The sequence below is a fragment of the Paenibacillus sp. FSL H8-0537 genome, from assembly GCF_038051995.1.
GTDB lineage: Bacteria > Bacillota > Bacilli > Paenibacillales > Paenibacillaceae > Pristimantibacillus.
This window is the reverse complement of record NZ_CP150290.1, coordinates 6,073,571-6,092,234: the sequence shown is the minus strand read 5'-3', so window position 1 is coordinate 6,092,234 and position 18,664 is coordinate 6,073,571. Positions and strand designations below refer to the sequence as shown.

16 protein-coding genes are annotated in these 18,664 nt (G+C 45.3%); 9 read left to right on the top strand and 7 right to left on the bottom strand.

Going from position 1 to position 18,664, the window contains the following annotated elements:
- Window positions 1–62 precede the first annotated feature (62 nt).
- Both MHB80_RS25720 and MHB80_RS25715 read right to left on the bottom strand, forming a co-directional pair.
- Window positions 63–2,075 (bottom strand): methyl-accepting chemotaxis protein, encoded by a 2,013-nt coding sequence (locus MHB80_RS25720; RefSeq protein ID WP_341279629.1) that lies wholly within the window; start codon window positions 2,073–2,075, stop codon window positions 63–65.
- Window positions 2,076–2,434: 359 nt separating this feature from the next.
- Window positions 2,435–3,043, bottom strand: a complete 609-nt coding sequence (locus MHB80_RS25715; RefSeq protein ID WP_341279628.1) for a TetR/AcrR family transcriptional regulator — start codon at window positions 3,041–3,043, stop codon at window positions 2,435–2,437.
- Between the two features lie 180 nt (window positions 3,044–3,223).
- On the opposite strand from MHB80_RS25715, the gene MHB80_RS25710 reads away from it, so the two are divergent.
- Window positions 3,224–3,982 (top strand): SDR family oxidoreductase, encoded by a 759-nt coding sequence (locus MHB80_RS25710; protein ID WP_341279627.1) that lies wholly within the window; start codon window positions 3,224–3,226, stop codon window positions 3,980–3,982.
- Between the two features lie 131 nt (window positions 3,983–4,113).
- On the opposite strand, the gene MHB80_RS25705 is transcribed toward MHB80_RS25710, so the two are convergent.
- On the bottom strand, window positions 4,114–5,247 hold the full coding sequence (locus tag MHB80_RS25705) for an S-layer homology domain-containing protein (RefSeq protein ID WP_341279626.1): 1,134 nt from the start codon (window positions 5,245–5,247) through the stop codon (window positions 4,114–4,116).
- 198 nt (window positions 5,248–5,445) lie between these two features.
- On the opposite strand from MHB80_RS25705, the gene MHB80_RS25700 reads away from it, so the two are divergent.
- From MHB80_RS25700 to MHB80_RS25665, 8 genes are all read left to right on the top strand, one after another.
- On the top strand, window positions 5,446–5,874 hold the full coding sequence (locus MHB80_RS25700) for a MerR family transcriptional regulator (protein ID WP_341279625.1): 429 nt from the start codon (window positions 5,446–5,448) through the stop codon (window positions 5,872–5,874).
- Between the two features lie 358 nt (window positions 5,875–6,232).
- On the top strand, window positions 6,233–8,443 hold the full coding sequence (locus tag MHB80_RS25695; protein ID WP_341279624.1) for an HNH endonuclease: 2,211 nt from the start codon (window positions 6,233–6,235) through the stop codon (window positions 8,441–8,443).
- Between the two features lie 51 nt (window positions 8,444–8,494).
- Window positions 8,495–8,962: an SMI1/KNR4 family protein gene (locus MHB80_RS25690; RefSeq protein ID WP_341279623.1), complete on the top strand. Its 468-nt coding sequence runs from the start codon at window positions 8,495–8,497 to the stop codon at window positions 8,960–8,962.
- Window positions 8,963–9,224: 262 nt separating this feature from the next.
- Window positions 9,225–10,493, top strand: a complete 1,269-nt coding sequence (locus MHB80_RS25685; protein WP_341279622.1) for an HNH endonuclease — start codon at window positions 9,225–9,227, stop codon at window positions 10,491–10,493.
- Between the two features lie 15 nt (window positions 10,494–10,508).
- On the top strand, window positions 10,509–10,976 hold the full coding sequence (locus MHB80_RS25680; protein WP_341279621.1) for a DUF2004 domain-containing protein: 468 nt from the start codon (window positions 10,509–10,511) through the stop codon (window positions 10,974–10,976).
- 277 nt (window positions 10,977–11,253) lie between these two features.
- Window positions 11,254–11,340, top strand: a complete 87-nt coding sequence (locus MHB80_RS25675) for an HNH endonuclease (protein ID WP_341283077.1) — start codon at window positions 11,254–11,256, stop codon at window positions 11,338–11,340.
- A 51-nt stretch (window positions 11,341–11,391) separates the two neighbouring features.
- Window positions 11,392–11,826, top strand: coding sequence for an SMI1/KNR4 family protein (locus tag MHB80_RS25670; RefSeq protein WP_341279620.1), 435 nt, complete (start codon window positions 11,392–11,394; stop codon window positions 11,824–11,826).
- A 245-nt stretch (window positions 11,827–12,071) separates the two neighbouring features.
- Window positions 12,072–12,872 (top strand): GNAT family N-acetyltransferase, encoded by an 801-nt coding sequence (locus MHB80_RS25665; protein ID WP_341279619.1) that lies wholly within the window; start codon window positions 12,072–12,074, stop codon window positions 12,870–12,872.
- Window positions 12,873–12,937: 65 nt separating this feature from the next.
- Here the strand turns inward: MHB80_RS25665 and MHB80_RS25660 are convergent, their stop codons facing one another.
- The 4 genes from MHB80_RS25660 to MHB80_RS25645 all read right to left on the bottom strand — a co-directional run bounded on the left by MHB80_RS25660 (window position 12,938) and on the right by MHB80_RS25645 (window position 18,479).
- Window positions 12,938–13,276, bottom strand: coding sequence for a L,D-transpeptidase (locus MHB80_RS25660; RefSeq protein WP_341279618.1), 339 nt, complete (start codon window positions 13,274–13,276; stop codon window positions 12,938–12,940).
- Window positions 13,277–13,464: 188 nt separating this feature from the next.
- Entirely contained in the window at window positions 13,465–14,778 is a 1,314-nt protein-coding gene (gene uraA, locus MHB80_RS25655) for a uracil permease (RefSeq protein WP_341279617.1), read from the bottom strand.
- A gap of 336 nt (window positions 14,779–15,114) precedes the next feature.
- Window positions 15,115–17,049: an S-layer homology domain-containing protein gene (locus MHB80_RS25650; RefSeq protein ID WP_341279616.1), complete on the bottom strand. Its 1,935-nt coding sequence runs from the start codon at window positions 17,047–17,049 to the stop codon at window positions 15,115–15,117.
- 95 nt (window positions 17,050–17,144) lie between these two features.
- Window positions 17,145–18,479, bottom strand: a complete 1,335-nt coding sequence (locus tag MHB80_RS25645; RefSeq protein ID WP_341279615.1) for a dockerin type I domain-containing protein — start codon at window positions 18,477–18,479, stop codon at window positions 17,145–17,147.
- Window positions 18,480–18,664: the final 185 nt, after the last annotated feature.

Sequence of the window (18,664 nt, the reverse complement as noted above, 5' to 3'; positions counted from 1 at the left end):
CAAAAGCACGAGGCTTTTTGCTGCTTTTGACCATGCACCGGGACTTTTCTTATCATTCCATGCTACAGCTTGAATTTATTAATTTGAATACGCAGCTTCTCTGCCATATTAGCAAGCTCTGCGGAGGATGAGGCAACTTCCTCCATCGAAGCCATTTGCTCCTCTGCCGCAGCGGAAACATTTTGTGATTCTGCCGCCGTTTCACTAGCCGAGTCGGAGATGAGGCGAATGGATTCCACCAACGTGGTTGTACCGGACACCATCTCGCCGGATGCTGCTGATACGCCTTGAATGCTCGCTGCTACCTCTTGAATAGAAGAGCGAATGCGAGCGAACAGCTCACGGGCTTCTTCACCTGTATGTCTTCCTTCAGCCGCTTGGGAAACAGTCTGTTCGGAGGCCTGCAGCGTCCGATCAATTTCGAGGCGGATACTTCCGATGAATCCGGCAATTTGCTCCGCTGACTCCATCGATTGGCCTGCAAGCTTGCGAATTTCATCCGCTACGACGGCAAAGCCGCGCCCCGCTTCTCCAGAACGTGAAGCCTCAATCGCTGCATTCAACGATAAAATATTCGTTTGGCGGGCGATTTGGCTGATGCTGCCCACGACATCGCCGATTTTGCCGGACAATCCGCTCAGCGCATGAATCGTTTGGGCAAGCTCGCCGATGCCTTGCTCCATCTCCGCCATTTTTCCATTAAGCTGATCCATGGAAGCCGCTCCATCATCGGAGAGATTGGAGGCCTGGGAAGCGATGTCAGACGCATTTGTACTATAAGAAGCGATACCATCAATTTGCACCGCGATGCTGTCGGCGGCTTGGCTTCCATCCTGCAAGCTGGACGTTTGGCGCTCCGAGCTTTCGGCTACGACGAGAATCGCTTCGGAAATGCTTTGCGCGGCACGCGCACCTTGATCCGCTCCCTCTGCAAGCTGCTTCGCAGAATCCGTCAGCTGCTCGGACAAGCCGTTAACCTCCATCATCAACAGCTGCATTTGATCCCCAGCGGCATTAAAGGAATGCAGCGCCTTGCTAATATCGGTTTTGCCTTTGACCGGAATGCGATACGTTAAATCGCCTTGTGCCAAAACATCAATGCCATGTGTTAATTGGCGAATAGGATACACAATCCGCAGAGCAATCAGAATCGTTGTCATCAGCGCAAGGATGATAATGCCTGAACCAACCAAGAGAATCAAACTCAGCAAAGTATCGACAGGCTTTAAAATTTCATTTTCTTCCGCATACATCGTAATCACCCAGCCCAGGCCAGTCACACTCATAAACCCAATTTTTTCAACGCCATTTTCCGTATAATGAATCGGGGCGGTAATGCCTTGGGTGGCATTGGTGAGAGCTTGATCAAGTGGGGCGATGCCCAGATCGGACAGTTTTTTGTTTAACACAAACGATTCATCCGTGTACGAAAGGAACGTTCCGTCCGCTAACGTCATATAAGCTTTTCCGGTCTCGCCGAATTGAGCTTTGCTGACGCTTTCTACCGCTTGACTAATCGAATAGGAGGCACCGTAAAATCCATAGGCTTTGCCGTCTTTGATTAGTGGAGCGCCGACAATAACAACCATCGTGCCCATCGTTTTGGAAATTACCGGCTCAGAAATGAATGGTTTGCCTTCTTGGGCAAGCTTAATGTAAGGCCGATCAGCTAGATCGACGTCCGTATTTTTAATGTTAACGGCGTTGGCGCCTATTAAATCAAGCGAGAAAAAAATCGATTCAAACTCGGGATGCTGATTATGGGCTTGGATGAGAAAATCAAGCTGCTGCTGCCGATCTGCTTCCACCTTGGAGCCTTGCTCGGCGATGACCTGCATAATAGCCTGCTTTTCTACTAAGTTGGCATCAATCTCTTTAGCTAGAAGACTGGAGTAGAGCTCCATTTGCTTTTCGGCTTGGATTTGGACTTCTCTGGAGGTTGGTACATAGAACGTGTACGAGAGGACGGAGACACAAACGACAATAATAAGCAGTGTGGACAATACAATTCGACCTGCGGTCTGACGGATTGAACCCAGAATAAGCAAATTTCGAATAAAACGTGAATTCTTCAATGGCTTTACTATTCTCCTTTTATAAAAGTTTATATACTATTAATATCGGTTGCTGCCTGCAGATTTATGACTATTATTTTCATTTTATTTTGAAAAATCTTGATTTTAAATAAAGCTAAAATGTAATCGCTTGCAAAAAAGTTTGGGAAAGTCTGTTTAATTATGATTTATAGTGGAGGAAAAATAATTTATTAAGAATTAGTGGAAAAGAAGTTTTTACGAGGGTGGTTTTATGGGTATTCTCCGCTTGGAAGATGGAGGGTGCGGGGAACGACATGGCAGGCGCAAGGGGCATGTGATGAAAATGCTCCTGCGCCTGTTTCATTCTAGCTAAATAAGGAAGCGTTTTGTTAGCACAGCTATTTGGGCTGCTTTCCTGTACGCGCCATATTTGCATGGATAGGATTCAAATTAATGATTTTAACGAGCTGTTCCTGCATGTATTCAGGTGGATGCTTAAAGCCAGTTTCAATCCAGTGCCATACGAGACCAAGCACAGAACTCATGCTATAGGTGGCTAGCAGCTCTGAATCAATATCAACCGTAGGATCAAAAAGCTCTGCCATCGAAATTTCCTTAAGGACATGAAGCATTTTTTCCTTCATATTGGGCAGTACATCATTTTTCATAAGAATCGTGTAGACGCCCGAATGCTCGTAAATATGATTGAAAATCGTGACGGCATGGGCAGGCAGCTCACTAACGTTAAAGAACTCGACATGCTCGTAGGGTGCCCGAAACGATTGCAGCAGCTTATCCAGCAGCTCAGTCGTAATTTCATCCAGCAGCGCTTCTTTACTATCATAATTGGCATAAAAGGTTCCCCGGTTGTAGCCAGCGCATTCTACTATATCCGTAATGGAGATCGCTTGGAATGGCTTATTCGCCATCAAAGTGAGCAGCGCTTCCCGCATAGCGCGTCTGCTGCGCAAAGTTCGACGGTCGACTTTTTGGTTGTTTTCGGACATTATGCTCCACCTTCTTGAAGTGTTCATAGACATAAAATCGGTTTTTGTCTGTTACCATGCAAATACGGTTTTTTTGCTGATTGTCAGCGGTTTCTACACTTTATTATACTCGAAGTAACAGATGCTTAAGTAATGAGCATGTGTTTATTGTATCCCTGATTCAAAATGGAGGAATGAACCGTGAGACTAACAGGAAAAGTGGCTGTCGTAACTGGCGCAGCATCAGGTATGGGTAAAGCGATTGCGGAGCTGTTCGCAGCAGAAGGAGCTAAGGTTGTCGTTTCGGATCTTCGCGTAGAAGCTGCACAAACGGTTGTTGCTGCTATTGAAGCAAGTGGTGGACAAGCGGTTGCCATCGCTGCCAATGTTGCCAAAGAAGAAGATGTCCATCAATTAATAGATACGACCGTAGCAACTTACGGCACAGTGGATATTTTAATAAATAATGCGGGAATTATGGACAACTTTGTTCCAGCGGCGGACGTAACAGACGAGCTGTGGGAGCGGGTATTCGCGATTAATACAACAGGACCGATGCGTACGATCCGGAAAGTGCTGCCTCTTTTCACCGAGAAAAAGAGTGGGGTTATCGTCAATGTTGCTTCTGCTGGAGGTCTGCAAGGCTCTAGAGCGGGCGCTGCTTATACAGCTTCCAAGCATGCCGTTGTGGGCCTCACGAAAAATATTGGGTTCCAATATGCCGATCTCGGCATTCGCTGCAATGCGATTGCACCAGGTGGTGTGAAAACGAATATTTCGACGACGATTAATGAGCCTAACCCCTTCGGAGCATCGCGCGTCATGGCAGGCATGGGTCTTAACCCGCGTACGGGCGAGCCGGAGGAAATCGCTAAGGTTGCCCTGTTCCTCGCTTCTGATGACGCAAGCTTCGTTAACGGTACGGTTGTAACCGCAGATGCGGGCTGGTTGGCTTACTAATACAGGTCAAGCACAAAAATCTAATAGACCAAAACAATAAATTCCCTCTTGCGATATCCAGCTCCTCATACACAACTATGGAGGAGGCTTGAATCAATCAAGAGGGATTTTTATGCTGCAAGCATTAAGAGTTAATTGTAGTCATAGTTCCCCAATGCATTTGGCAGCCAACTAACCATTATAAAATCGACTTTTGAAGTCTCTGTATTGAAGCTAAAGTAGATGGTGTAGGTCTTTTTTTCGTTTAAAGTTTGTGATCTACTGAAAGCGGGGGCCAACGGCGTATAGCTGCCATCCTCTGCTTCTTCATAAAAATAAAAGGCACTACCCGGACTTGAATATCCGGCTGTTCCGTATTGCTGTAGAACATCCGATATCGTACTTTTTTCCAATACAATGCCTTTATAAGTTGAGAAGAGCTTGCTCGCTTCCAAATGGTCTTTATCGCTAGCTATATTCCACGAGTCCACTTGGCCTGCTTTATTATAATGAACCGTGAAAGTGGAATATTGGTTGCGTTTAATCATACCGGCCTGCTGTGATTCACCAAAGCGAGAGTCAATGGCCTGTTTACTTTCCCAAAGCTTTACGCCCATAGCTGGATTATTTCCAATTAGATCAAAATCTGCTCTTGTAACAGGTTGAGTACTGAATAAAGGCAGCGCCTTGGGAGCAGTTGCAGGATCAGGCAGCTTGCCGAGTTCGGAAAGTGCTTTCGGCCGTTCTTTAATGTCAAGCATACCCGCAACTGTCAATTGTCTTATCCATTGAATCGCTTCTGCGCGTGTTAAAGCAGCATCAGGTTGAAAAGTCGATAATGTGGCATCAGGGCTGCTTCCCATTCCATTCCCGAGCAAGTATATAATATTATTATTACCCTCGTAGTGGACTCCTCTGGCTGATGCGATAATGGCTGCTGCTTGACCTTGCGTTATAGATACTGACCTCAGGGCAGGCTTGGAATAACCAACAATGGGGTGGTTCCAGCTTTTCGCAAGCTGATAGGCTGTGCTAATTGGATGATTGTCTAGCCGGACATCAAAAGCTCGATACAAGACGACTAAAAACTCTGCCTCGCTTATTAACCTGTCCGGCTGGAAGCTTCCGTCGGAATACCCCTCCATTATTTTTACATGGCTCGCCCATTGAAGTAGCATATCAGCCCAATGACCATTTGGTTTATATGAATCGGCGTAAGCCGTTATTCCTCCAGTCATAGTCGATATAAGCAAAAGACAAATGAACGTCCGACGAACAATAGACATGTGTATCTCAGCCCTTCTTATTTTTAGTGTTTTTGTGAATGTAGTCCCTTAAATGGAGCTTTCTAAATAGTATTATCGGTTGAAAAGTGATTTTTTGTAAGGTTTTACCTTAGGGATTGCACCTCAGCTTATGAACTGGTAATTTCTCCGAAACCTTGTTACGCTTTCTATATCTAGGTTGAAACAGGGGGAAGCGGGATGCCGGAAGCAAAGGAAGTACTGGAAGGAAAGACTACGCCGGAAATAAAGAGGGTACAAGGTAGTGAGAACAAATACACGATTAAAGAAGCGGCGGAACAAAGCGGCTTGTCGGAGGATACCATTCGTTATTATGAGAAGATCGGCGTTTTGCCGCAGGCGGAGCGTAAAAACAATACCCATCGTTTTTACCGTGAAAAGGACATTGAAACGATGAAAATGCTCGTTTGCTTGAAAAAAACAGGTATGTCGCTAGACGAAATAAGACCGTTTATAGGTGTGTCCTTCATCAATATACCGTCGGATTACCCCGAGCTGGTGCAATTAATGCTGAACCATAAGCAGCAAATTCGGCGGCAAATAGCGGATTTGCAGCAGGTGCTGGACTTTATTGATGACAAGCTGAAAATCACCTCTTTGGAGCAGTGAGGAATTGTTTTTTGCAGCGTGGATAGGGTAGAAAAGGGGGGAGCACATAAAACTAGGTTCAGAGCTACTGACAGTTCTCAAATTTATACATACATGAAATCGAATTGAATTTTGCGTGGGTATAGCTAATAATTCTTGTTAATTCTCTCTTTTAAACTACAAGGACTGTGTTTAACAATCGCTATCCCGTACAATATATACAAGAATATGTGGTAAATTAGGTATTTAAATGTGATAATGAGTAAGGTAATTAATTGGAAATAAAGTTCTTATATTTCATATAAGAAAGAAGTATTTCTCAGTGGGAAACGACTTCCAAGGCACGGGGAGATAGAACGAGTGGGCAAGGAGGTGTACAATGGCTGGAAAGCAGGTTGTATTTAAACCAGATGAAGTGAGGAATTTGCAGCGCCGAATGATTCAAATCGGGGCAGACACGGATGAGCTGCGACGGCGGGTGAGCGGGAAGATCGCGAGCTGGGATCGCTCTTTGCCGATGCTGAGCAGCCTGGAGCAAATCCAAAGGCAGCTGACGGGCTTGACGCAGGAAGCAGAGCAGATGACGGAAGTGATCAGCAAAGCGCTGAAGGGCATCGAGCGGGTGCAGGCGGAAGCGGCGCAGGAAGCGAAGCAGCTGGCGAAGGGGCTGAGCGGGCTGGAGCGTTTTGACCTGTTGAAGCGGGTAGGGACGACAGGCGGCGGCAGCTACACGCCCGTACCCGTCACCTTCCGTCCGATGGTGACGGACCTGATCGACCGAATCTTGCCGCAAGCCAGCCGGGACCGCTGGTCGAGCGATCCGTTGGTGAAGGAGCTTCGGCGGATCGCAGGTCTCCAAGGTTCGACAGCAGCAGAGAAGCTGGATGCGGAAATGAAGCTGGAGGCGATCTTCGCGGAGCGGGATCTGATCGCGAAGGCGCAGACGGCGTATGCGGTGTACAAGCAGTTCGGAAACCATCTGCTGATGGCGGAGATGCACAAGCAGGCGGAGATTAGCCGGGAGAAGCTGAAGGCGCTTGGCGTAGCAGAGAGCTATTTTGCCCCAAATGTGAATATGACGAGCTATTTCAAGCAGGTGCCGCTACTGGCGTGTGACTATGATCCATCGTTTGCGCTGGAAGGGGATCTGACGACACGGGTGCCGCTGCCGGACAACGCACGTTATTTGTTTATGGTGATGATGGCGCAAACGCAGGGTCCGGCAGGTGAACTGGCGAGGGTGCAGCTCAAGGAAATTCATGCGCTGCAGCAAACGATTCGAACAGCGGCTGGAGGATTAGTAACGGATGTACAGCAGGGGCAAGTAAAAAGCGGGCTGCTGAACGTGCTGACGATTTTGCAGAGCATGCAGGCATTAAGCAAATACGATCCCCCACCAAAGGAAGTTATCGTCGAGGAAAAGCCGGGCATGCTGGAGAAGTTTGGGCAGGATTCGATGCGAAGCCTTGAGATCTACTGGAGCGTGCTAAAAAACCAAGCATCAGTGGAATGGGCTGCGATTAAGCAAACCGGAAATAGCATAGCTGAAGTGGGAACGGATATATATAATGCTCATGTAGAACGAGCGAACAAAAGCAACGACTCCGTCTATGATTTTTTTAACCACGCGACGTTGGGCTTGATCAGTGTACCTGGGGCGCTATGGAAGGAACATGAAGATCGAACGGCGAATCGGAATGAGTCGGTGTCTGCCTATTTGGATTATTTGAGCCTGGGTCTAACGGGGATGGTGCAGGGAGCGTTTGCACCGGAAAATCCGAATTCCAAGGAGCATGTGCAGGATGTAATCGGAGTGCTCGGCTTATTGTTCTCGGTTAAAATAAAGGCACCAGGAGGGATGGAACCAACAGTACCGAAAAGTCCAGCGGTCAAACCGGAGGGTGCAGGAAGTGGCCGTGGATTAGGCTTTGGCAATCAGCTTGTGACCCCTGAAGGGTTCCAATTCATGGACTCTTTTCCTAACAACAAGTCGCTAATTGAACTTCCAAAAACAGACGTGCAGAAGCGGTATCTGGAAGAGATGGATCGACTGAAGCGAGAGGCTGAGGGGACGGGGAAAGGTAATAAGAATATAAGCGAAATCAATTTAAGAAATATAAATGATTTTATTAATGGTACAAAAAAGTTTCAAGATGTACTTGATGACTATGCTAAACTTTATGCAGAGAGAGTGAACTCTAATGAGTTCTGGTCTTGGAACGAAGATATATTAGGTTCAGAAAGTCTTACATTAAAACAAAAGCGTCTTATCAAAGAACAAGCTATCTTAAATGGACAAATTCCTAAAATTACAGTAAATAAAGTCGAGGGCATGAGATATGGATTTGCAGATTTTGCTGGTGCCGGTGTAGTTAAAGAAACTGTTTATTTACCAGAACAATACTGGAAGTTATCTGATAAGGAGCAATTTAAATGGCTTGATGAACAGATTGGAGGTCATCAAGAGGGGATGACTTGGCACCATACGGAGATTTCTGGTAAAATGGAGCTAGTTCCTTTTGGGATTCATAACATTATTCCTCATAATGGTGGTAGGACAACTGGTATGTGGGCAGATGCCCCTAGATAATAAATTTAAGAAGCCGTTCCTGTAATGAATTAAGTAGTGGGAGGTATTTTTGTGGAAATAGATAAAGCGACTATAATTTATCCATTGCCAATTGATGAGTTGTTTGAGAGAAAAGAAAAGTTCTGGCGAGTAAAACTTCCAAAGGATTTTATTGATTTTTTAAAGGAAAATAATGGAGGGAGAACGCTAGAAGGAGCTTTTGAATGTAATGGACGTGAATATGCAATAGATCGCTTTCTATGTTTACTTCAAACACCCAGAGAAAATAGATTAGGTATGTATGATATAGATGTCACACTAACACAACTTGAAGATAGATTAACTGATAATGAAGAGTTAATTGGTGCAGATATTTTGCCAATTGTTGTTTTGTTTGCAGGTGATTTTGTTTGTTTGGATTTTAGGAAGGATAGAGAGAATCCAAGTGTATGTGTTTGGAACCATGAAGAGTCAGGTGATTTAGAACCGGTAACATACTTTGTAGCAGATACATTTAGTGAGTTTATTTCAAAACTATAATTAAAATCTTAAAATTTTTTTTCTCATTTTAATAGAAATTCAAAATGCCTATTCCATCGTGCAATTTAAGATGGAATAGGCATTTTTTTGAGTAGGAAACAAGTTGCTGATGAATCCCTAAACGTTTGAAAATCATAGAGGAAACGTCTCTATTCAGACGGCAACGGAGTCGATTGACTTTGGGAAGAAGTAAATGTAAAGGGAAGAAAAATTTGAGTTAAAGGCGAGTGTAACGCAAACGTATGAGCGAATATTAAGTCGTTTGAGCAACTATGACGAGTTATTTCAAACAGGTGCCGTTGCTGCACAACGCACGTTATCTCTTTATGATGGGTCTGATGGGGGAACTGGCGAGGGTGCAGCTCAAGGAGATTCACGCGCTGCGATTAAGCAAACCGGAAATAGCATAGCTGAAGTGGCGACGGATTTATACAATGCTCACGTTGATCGAGCGAACAAGAGCAACGACTCGGTCTATGATTTTTTTAACAACGCGACAATGGGCTTGATCAGTGTACCTGGGGCGCTATGGAAGGAACATGAAGATCGAACGGCGAATCGGAATGAGTCGGTGTCTGCCTATTTGGATTATTTGAGCCTGGGTCTAACGGGGATGGTGCAGGGAGCGTTTGCACCGGAAAATCCGAATTCCAAGGAGCATGTGCAGGATGTAATCGGAGTGCTCGGCTTATTGTTCTCGGTTAAAATAAAGGCACCAGGAGGGATGGAACCAACGGTACCGAAAAGTCCAGCGGTCAAACCGGAGGGTGCAGGAAGTGGCCGTGGATTAGGCTTTGGCAATCAGCTTGTGACCCCTGAAGGGTTCCAATTCATGGACTCTTTTCCTAACAACAAGTCGCTAATTGAACTTCCAAAAACAGACGTGCAGAAGCGGTATCTGGAAGAGATGGATCGACTGAAGCGAGAGGCTGAGGGGACGGGTAAGATTGATGATACTCCACCTGCCTTCAAGCAAACTGAATTTGCAAGTTCATACGAAGCAAGGTATAAGCAAACACCAGCTCCAGATAACCCGAAAATTGGTTTTGAAGGAGAAAGGGGTGAGTCTAAAGCGATCCTAAAGCCACCTCCTGATCCTAATATAAAGAAGATATTAGACGAAGCTGGAATTGATGGTATACAGTATAAAAATGCAGTTCCTGACTTTTCACCAGTTGCAAAAGCACAGTTAGAAATTCAATATATGCTAGGTGGAAAAATTATTAATGGGAAAAACTTTGGTGGAAAAGCAAGAACATATAATTTTGCTCAAGCAGATGCTGAGTTGGCTAATCAGCTCAATAAATCCCCTGAATTAGCACATCAATTTGGGATGGAGCCTGGTAAGATTACTGGGAAAGATATAAATAAATACAGAGATAAAAACAAATTAACATGGCATGAATTAAATGACGGTAAAATCATTCAACTTATTCCAACTATTATAAACGGTAAATTTGGTCATCTTGGCGGAGTTGGAGAGATAAATGCAGGTGCCTTTGAACCTAAAGGATTTGCCAATAAACGTTAAAGAGGAGCTTTAATAATGAAAATAAACGATCCAATTTTTGGTGAACTTGAGTATGACTACATTTGGTCTAAAGCCACCACAATTAATTTTTTTGGAACAGTAGTGGATATAGACCTTATTGTTAAAGGGGACGAAGATGGAGAATTCGAAGAAGATCAGTATAAGGCGTATCAATCACTAATGAAAAGTTGGGATCAATTGCATCAAAGCCTATTGCAACCTATTTTAGAATACTACCAAGAAAAGCGGCATGAGTTGGGTTATGATATTGCATATGATGAGAATTATCCGTTGGTAGAAACAACAGATAAACTTCTTGAAATGATAAGTTTAGATTCAATTGTTGTTCCATATGCAGGTATTTATGAAGGTCGCGATATGGGAGTACTATTTCAATGTACGTGGGATGTGGAAAATGGAATTGGACTTCGTTTATTAGACGAAGAAATAACTGAAGTAGGTTATCAAGATGTTGCTATTTAAATGAATGGGATAGGGGCTTTATTACACCGGTTATTCAATTAAAAGTATAGTAAAGATCGCACAATACACCAACAATGCCACAATGCGAGCTATCCGCCCGTGTTGTGGTTTCTTTTTTATACAACAATCTATCATAAACGGACAAATTCCTAAAATTACAGTAAATAAAGTCGAAGGCATGAGATATGGATATGCAGATTTTGCTGGTGCCGGAGTAGTTAAAGAAACGGTTTATTTACCAGAAGACTACTAGAAGTTATTTGATAAGGAGCGTAAAATGGAGCTAGTTCCTTTCGGGATTCATAACATTATTCCTCATAATGGTGGTAGGACAACTGGAATGTGGGCAGATGCCCCTAGATAATAAATGTAAGGGGTCATTCCTGTAATGAATTAAGTAGGGGAAGGTATTTTTGTGGAAATAGATAAAGCGACAATAATTTATCCATTGCCGATTGATGAGTTGTTTGAGAGAAAAGAAAAGTTCTGGCGAGTAAAACTTCCAAAGGATTTTGTCGAATTTTTGAAAGAAAATAATGAAGGAAGAACGCTAGAAGGAGCTTTTGAATGTAATGGACGTGAATATGCAATAGATCGCTTTCTAGGTATGTATGATATAGATGTCACACTAACACAGCTTGAAGATAGATTAACTGAAAATGAAGAGTTAATTGGTGCAGATATTTTACCAATTGTTGTTTTGTTTGCAGGCGATTTTGTTTGTTTGGATTTTAGGAAGGATAGTGAAAATCCTAGTGTCTGTGTTTGGAACCATGAAGATTCAGGTGATTTAGAACCGGTTACATACTTTGTAGCAGATACATTTAGTGAGTTTATTTCAAAACTATAATTGAAATCTGTAAAAAATTTCTCATTTTAATAAAAGTTCAAAATGCTTATTCCATTGTGTAATTTTAAGATGGAATAGGCGTTTTTCGGATATTCGCTCTACTGGATGGGTACCACAGACTAGAATGGTTTCATAGATTCGTTCCATTTCAAGAGATTTTTAAACCAGTGGTAGGAAAGAGGAATGGGAAAAACGTATTTAGGTTCTTCGTTGTAAAGCGATTTGTAAACAAAGGAGCAGTTCCTATGCATGAGCTAACAGCAGCAGAGTTTTATATTGTAAATCCAATGCTTGAAAAGGTGGGAAATAAAGCGGTCTATGCTTTATCGGTAATTCAGCAGCTGCAAACAGGAAAGGTGCTAGTAAACGATAGGAACAATGCTACAGCTGCTTTAATAACGAGTGTTGGTGGATTCTACTGCTTGTTAGGAGCTGCAAACGATGCTCCTTTTAACGAAGGGGTTATCGAGTTCCTAAACAATAAAAATAGCCATCCTATTGATTTTTATGCTCTAGCTTTATTTTCAACGGATTGGGAACAACTGCTGGCTGAAAATAATCTGATCAATGCGGCCAAAATTAAACGAGCCTATTTTCATTTTAACAAGGAAAAATTTCTTCAAGCTTATCGCGATTATCCATTTGTGCTCAACCCTGAATTCAACGAAGAAGGATTAAATCCAGAAATAGCAGACCAATATAGAGAGGACTTTTACTCGTATTACAAATTAGTTTGGGATTCGGCCCAACAATTTATCGATAATGGTGTCGGTCATTTTGTGACAAAAGACGATAAGATTATCAGTGTGTGTTCTTCTCCCTATGTTGGAGGTGGCTACGCTGAAATTGACATCATAACAGTAGAAAAATACAAAAGAAAAGGCCTGGCAACGTTGGTTGGTGTCCGTTTTATTAATGAGTGCCTAAATCGAGGGCTGACACCAAATTGGTGTTGTCATTCTGATAATATAGAGTCCTTAAGTGTGGCGCATAAGCTTTGTTTTGAGCAAGTAGACGAACATCCTATGTATTGGTACAACGCTTAGTAATTACGTTACTAGTATAAGGCGAAGGTCAGCGCTTGCTGACCGCCGCAGGTTCTTCCCAATCTTTATTCCCGAATGGTCACGCGGGTATTAATCGGAACCAAATGGGCGAGCGTGACAACATCGTCATTGTACATGCGGATGCAGCCATGCGACACCATACGCCCGATAGATGCAGGATCATTGTTTCCATGAATGCCGTAATGCGGCTTGGACAATCCCATCCAGAAAGCGCCGAACGGCCCGCCGGGATTGGCTTGTTTATTTATAATCGTAAATTCGCCGAGTGGCGATTGTGTCAGCATTTTGCCGATGCCAACAGGATAGGCGTTTACGACCGTATTGCCATCAAGCAAATACAGCCTGCGGTCAGAAAGATCAACGATAATGCGGTATGAAGGCATGAAAGGTTTCCCTCCTCTGCTTCTATCCTATGTAAGAGTGGGATGGAGGGCGTTAGGCATTTCTCCTCCATAAGCCTTTTGATGTTACAGTAAAATGACGCATCAAACTATGGTTAGTTTGTGCGTCATTTTATAGTTAATTTGATACGAATGACTAGCCGCTGCTACTTCGAGCTTTGCTGCTGGTTCTAGTGCCCAGATGCCTCGTGATCGTTGGACAGCTTCAGCACATCAAACAGCTTGAACAGCAGGCTTAGCAAAATCGCTACGACTGTCGCAAGCGCCATACCGGAGATGGCGAAATCGCCTAGCTTGATGGTGACGCCGCTGAGTCCAGTTACCATGACAACTGTCGTCAGAAACAGATTAGTCGGCTTGCTGTAATCGACCTTCGATTCGACAAGCATCCGGAAGCCAGATGCGGCGATAACGCCGAACAGAAGCAGGGAGACGCCGCCCATAACTGGAGTCGGAATGCCTGAAATGAGCGCCGAGAATTTTCCTGAAAAAGAGAGCACAATGGCGATGACGGCAGCGCCGCCAATGACAAAGGTCGAATAAACCTTCGTGATTGCGAGTACGCCGATGTTTTCACCGTAGGTTGTATTCGGCGTGGAGCCGACAAAGCCGGAAATCATCGTGGAAATCCCGTTGCCCAGCATGGAGCGGCTCAGCCCCGGGTCCTTCGATAAATCCTTTTCCACGATATTGCTCGTTACGACCAGATGTCCGATATGCTCGGCAATAACGACGAGCGCAGCCGGAGCGATGGCAAGAATAGCGGCCCACTGGAAGATGGGCAGCGTAAACTCAGGAGACTGCAGCCAGCCGCTCTTCCCCACACCAGAAAAGTCGGTCATACCCATACAATAGGCAATGACATATCCAGACACAATTCCGATTAGAATCGGAATGATCTTCATAAACCCGCGGAAAAGCACGGAGCCGAACACGGTTATGCCCAGCGTAATCGTTGATAAGGCAACCGTAGCACCGTCCATTTTCCAGTTCGCTGGGTCCGGGTATTTATCCGGCATAATCCAGCCAGCCATTTTCGCTGCAACCGGAATGAGCTCCAGCCCGATAATCGCTACAATCGCGCCCATCGCCGCAGGAGGGAAAACGACGTTAATCCAGCCTGTTCCTGCATAATGAATAATTAAGGCGACAAGTGTGAAAATAACGCCTGCGGCGATAAAACCGCCCAGTGCCGCAGCGTAATTGCCGGGCTCTCCGGCGGCGTGCTCGCCAATAACGGCTCCCGCAGGAGCGATAAAAGCAAAGCTTGAACCGAGATAGGCAGGAATTTTGCCTTTGCAAATCCATAAATAAAGCAAGGTGCCGATTCCGTTCATCAGCAGGCAGACAGCCGGATCGACGCCAAGCAAATTCGGCACGAGTACGGTGGAGCCGAACATGGCGAATAGATGCTGCAAGCTCAGCATCAGGCTCTGCCCTAGCGGAGGGCGATCCATAATTCCAATTGTATGACGTTTTTCCATAAACCATTGATCCTCCCAAGTGTTCTATGTCTATAATCCTTGTCGATTCTACCGAGTTCGGTGAAGGTTGGCAAGCTTTTTTTAAAATTATAGAGAAAGTTTGATTTTTCCATAGACCACTGGCTTGTATCGTACAAGCTCTTGCCGATTTGCCCCGATTTTCGTACCATTGTACCACCGCTTGGGTTGCTGTAAATTTCGACAGCTGGGTACTCATCCTCAAGTAAAAATTCAGAAATATAAACGGGCGAGGCTGTGAAATATAATCGGAGGAAAAAGGCTGCAAAATTCTAGAGATAGAATTTTGCAGCCTGATTAAAACCATACAGATTAAGCTTAGCCGTTAATCAGTCCAGCTTTGACAAGCAGGCGTTTTACGATAGCAGCCGTTTCCGCCCGAGTCACATTGGAATCCGGGTTCAGAGAGCCGTCAGCGCCCTGGACAATGCCGTTTTTCAAAGCGCTGGCAACAGCGGCTTTCGCATATTCGGACACCGATGCACTGTCACCGTAAGCAGCCAGCAGGCTGTCGATTTCAGCGGCATCTTTGACTGTTGCCAAGGTTGTAAGAGCAAGAGCACGATTCAAAATAATCATCGCTTCTTCACGAGTAATCAAACCGTTTGGACGGAAGGTGCCATCCGAATAGCCGCTGATCAGCTTGTTGGATACCGCGAGCTTCACTTCATTTTCGTACCAGCTGCCTGCCTTTACATCGGAGAAGGAAACCGAAGTGGTGCCAGAGGCCTTATGAATACCAAGCGCGCGCAGCAGGGTTGCTGTAAACTCAGCGCGTGTAATAGAAGCGTTCGGTGCGAACTCTGTGCTTGATACGCCCTTCATGATCAGGCGGGAGCCGAGATCGTTGACGTCATTTTTGCTCCAGTGAGTTTCAACATCCTTGAACGAAGCAGGGGCATAAACGACCGCATAGCTGCTGTTCGTCAAGCTGTTGATGTTGGCAAAATACGTGCTGCCTGTAACGGAAATATAGGTCGGTACATGGTGCAGCGTACCATCTTCGCCAAGCACGACACCTGTTGTCATTTTCGAGCCATCGGAGCCGGCAGGCAGAGTGATCGAGCGCTCTACATAATGGTTAAATTGGCTGATGCTAATGTTTTGTCCATTGTATTGCGCAATCACTTCAAAGTTGACCGGAGCGCCGACGAGGGCTACACCCTGCTGGGACGCTTGGTTTTGCACGGCATTTGCGGTAGCATTGTCCGCTGCGGCAATGGTGATGATGATTTTAATATCAGACAGCTTGACAGTTGAGCCAACCTGAGCGGAAATCGCATCAATGTTGATGTCGCCGGCAGGCAAGGTGTAGCTAGCCGAAGGCGTCTCAATTTTAACAGTGGCACCGCGTTTTTCCAGCTCCTTCACGAGCTGGCCGTTCAGTCCGCTGTTTACAACAGCAGCCGTGCTGTTCGGAATCGGAAGTCTCAGTTCCTTGATACCCGACGTGTCGATTTGCTGGATGACCTTGTCATTGTCAACTTCAAGCTGAATCGTTGTGCGTCCGTTCTGTACAGAGGTTTGAGCGTTCGCATATTGCTGCTCCTTGCCGTCGATGTAAACGATAACCGGAGCGGTTGTCGGAGCTGGTGTGCTCGTAGGTGCCGGTGTTGCAGAAGGAGTCGGTGTTGCGGAACCACCGCCTGATGAGCCAGAACCAGATCCTGAACCAGAGTTAGCCTTCGAAATGACGATATCTCCACCCACAAGGGTAGAATGAATAGCGTAAGATGAGCTGCGGTAGATGGCCCATTTCTCATTGTTCGAAGTATCTACAGTCAGGTGATAAGTGCCTGTCGTTTCGCTGCTGAGCGATTTGACTTCAATGGCGAACAGTTGGGCTGGATCATTAATGCGCGCATTTCCGCCCGTGGAATCGATCCAGATGACGCGAGCCCAGCCAGCGGTGTTGTCAAAGTTAGACTGGAAATAGCCGGTATCTGATGGAGCGCCGTCCTCCGGAGCCACTACTCCATGCGTAGGCGTAATGCTGACAATGCTCAGCACGGAAGGATCGAAGTCAATTTGCATATTGTAAGCGCCGACGCCATCACCTGGATCGGTGAGCATAACAGGCACCGTTGCCGATTGTCCGGCTGTCACATTCGTATTCGTAATGGTAATCTTAGCAGGGGCGTCTGATGCAGCATGTGCGGCAGTTGGTAAAAGAACGGCTGGCAGCACGAGCAGGCAGCTCAGCATGAGCAGCAGAAAATGTCTTGCAGGAGCTTGTTTCAATAATGTTCGCATATTAACCTCCATGAATGTATGGGTAGAGTGCGGAACGGTAGCTTTGCCGCCAGAGGACGACGATAGCCTGTTCACCTTGAATATAAGTAATGGCTTTAGATCCCTACGGAATGAGCAAAGATCCATTCCGCTAATACAGTGCCTGCAAAAGCATTGCCATCGAGATCCTCGAAGGCTCCCTCCTCAATGATGATGCTAAGTGGTGTATTTGATGGCAGCAACCATGATAATACTTTAATAGTGACCGTATTGCCGTCAATGAGAACATGATCCGGATAGTCGGATGGGTAGCTTAGCGCTTCAGTGTTTTCCAACATACTAATAATTTTAATATATTTTCCGGGAACGGCAACAATGTCTCTATCAAAGGTGAAAACAATATCGTCACCTGGATTGGCATTGTTGCTTCCATGCAGAGGAGTCCGGCTTACAATGATAGGAGTAGCGCTTGCCACGACAGAAGCCGGCTTCAAGAGGACAGTCTGGCCAGTCAGCAAATCACCCGATGCGGCAACTGGTGTTACCTCAGCGAACACATAATAATTGATATCGGCTTGCTGAAGTGTATAGGTGTAAGACGTTTCGCCTATGATTTCCGTACGGTCGGAGCCATCGGCTTGCGAGCTGCGGAACCATTTAAAGCGGCTATTGCCTTCGAAATCATTTTCAGGATCAAAATAACTGTATTCCGCGGTCACTGTTTGGCCTGTTACCCATGTATCAGCGTATAAAGAGCCGCTATATATAACTGGAGCATCGTCAATGGCGCTTAAGGTGACGACATATTTTTCAGACGAGTCTAGGACGGTTTTGCCCGTGTAAAGGCTCATTAGGGCGGAAGCATCTGCTGCCGTTACGGACCTGTCGCGGTCGATATCATATAGATTGAAGTCGCCATTAGTAAGAGCGGAATTTCTGTTTAGCTCCCGAACGATGTGAAAGGCATCCGCTGACGTAATAATGCCGTCCTTGTTCGTATCCGCGAAGCGGTTTACCGTCACGCGAAAGTGTTCGGTCAGCTTTTCATTTTCAGCGGTAACGCCTTCAACCCTGATCTCAGTCGTTCCTGGGCCGAATATTTCCATCTCAATGTTGGGTAAATAAGCGTTCGCAGACGCGACGCTCATATCGCTGGAAGTAGCAGTTAACATCGTAATGACGGTTGATGGGGGGAAGAGCTTCTGTGAATCCAATGCGAAATAGCTGCCATAAACGTCAATGGTTGATCCCATTCCCGCATTCGCATTGGAATCAAATTTAACCCATTGTAGATCATTGTTTACTACAGGAAGAAAGTAGTTCGAAGATTCTGGAATTGCATATGCCGGAGCAGATAGTGACAAGGTGGTTCCCAATACTGCAGCACAAACAAAAAGAGAGGGGCCCTTTTTCAGGGATAATGCGGTCATTTTGCGCCAGTAATCGTTCATTTGTCCGAGTCTCCTTGTTACGAATAGTAAGATGCTTAGCTTCATTTTACTGTTTAGGGCTGAACCGATTCTGAACGAAAGAGTCTAATAGGGGGAAATGAAGTCGGAAAACGTCGAATAATGTTGAGATTAAAAAGGGGAAAGCAAAAAACCGTCAGATTCTGCAAACAGAATTTGACGGTTTA

Excerpts from the sequence above, each read along its gene's own strand:
- MHB80_RS25715 (WP_341279628.1), bottom strand. The coding sequence starts at position 3,043 with ATGTCCGAAAACAACCAAAAAGTCGACCGTCGAACTTTGCGCAGCAGA.
- MHB80_RS25705 (WP_341279626.1), bottom strand. The coding sequence starts at position 5,247 with ATGTCTATTGTTCGTCGGACGTTCATTTGTCTTTTGCTTATATCGACT.
- MHB80_RS25700 (WP_341279625.1), top strand. The coding sequence starts at position 5,446 with ATGCCGGAAGCAAAGGAAGTACTGGAAGGAAAGACTACGCCGGAAATA.
- MHB80_RS25695 (WP_341279624.1), top strand. The coding sequence starts at position 6,233 with ATGGCTGGAAAGCAGGTTGTATTTAAACCAGATGAAGTGAGGAATTTG.
- MHB80_RS25680 (WP_341279621.1), top strand. The coding sequence starts at position 10,509 with ATGAAAATAAACGATCCAATTTTTGGTGAACTTGAGTATGACTACATT.
- MHB80_RS25675 (WP_341283077.1), top strand. The coding sequence starts at position 11,254 with ATGGAGCTAGTTCCTTTCGGGATTCATAACATTATTCCTCATAATGGT.
- MHB80_RS25665 (WP_341279619.1), top strand. The coding sequence starts at position 12,072 with ATGCATGAGCTAACAGCAGCAGAGTTTTATATTGTAAATCCAATGCTT.
- MHB80_RS25660 (WP_341279618.1), bottom strand. The coding sequence starts at position 13,276 with ATGCCTTCATACCGCATTATCGTTGATCTTTCTGACCGCAGGCTGTAT.
- uraA (WP_341279617.1), bottom strand. The coding sequence starts at position 14,778 with ATGGAAAAACGTCATACAATTGGAATTATGGATCGCCCTCCGCTAGGG.
- MHB80_RS25650 (WP_341279616.1), bottom strand. The coding sequence starts at position 17,049 with ATGCGAACATTATTGAAACAAGCTCCTGCAAGACATTTTCTGCTGCTC.
- MHB80_RS25645 (WP_341279615.1), bottom strand. The coding sequence starts at position 18,479 with ATGAACGATTACTGGCGCAAAATGACCGCATTATCCCTGAAAAAGGGC.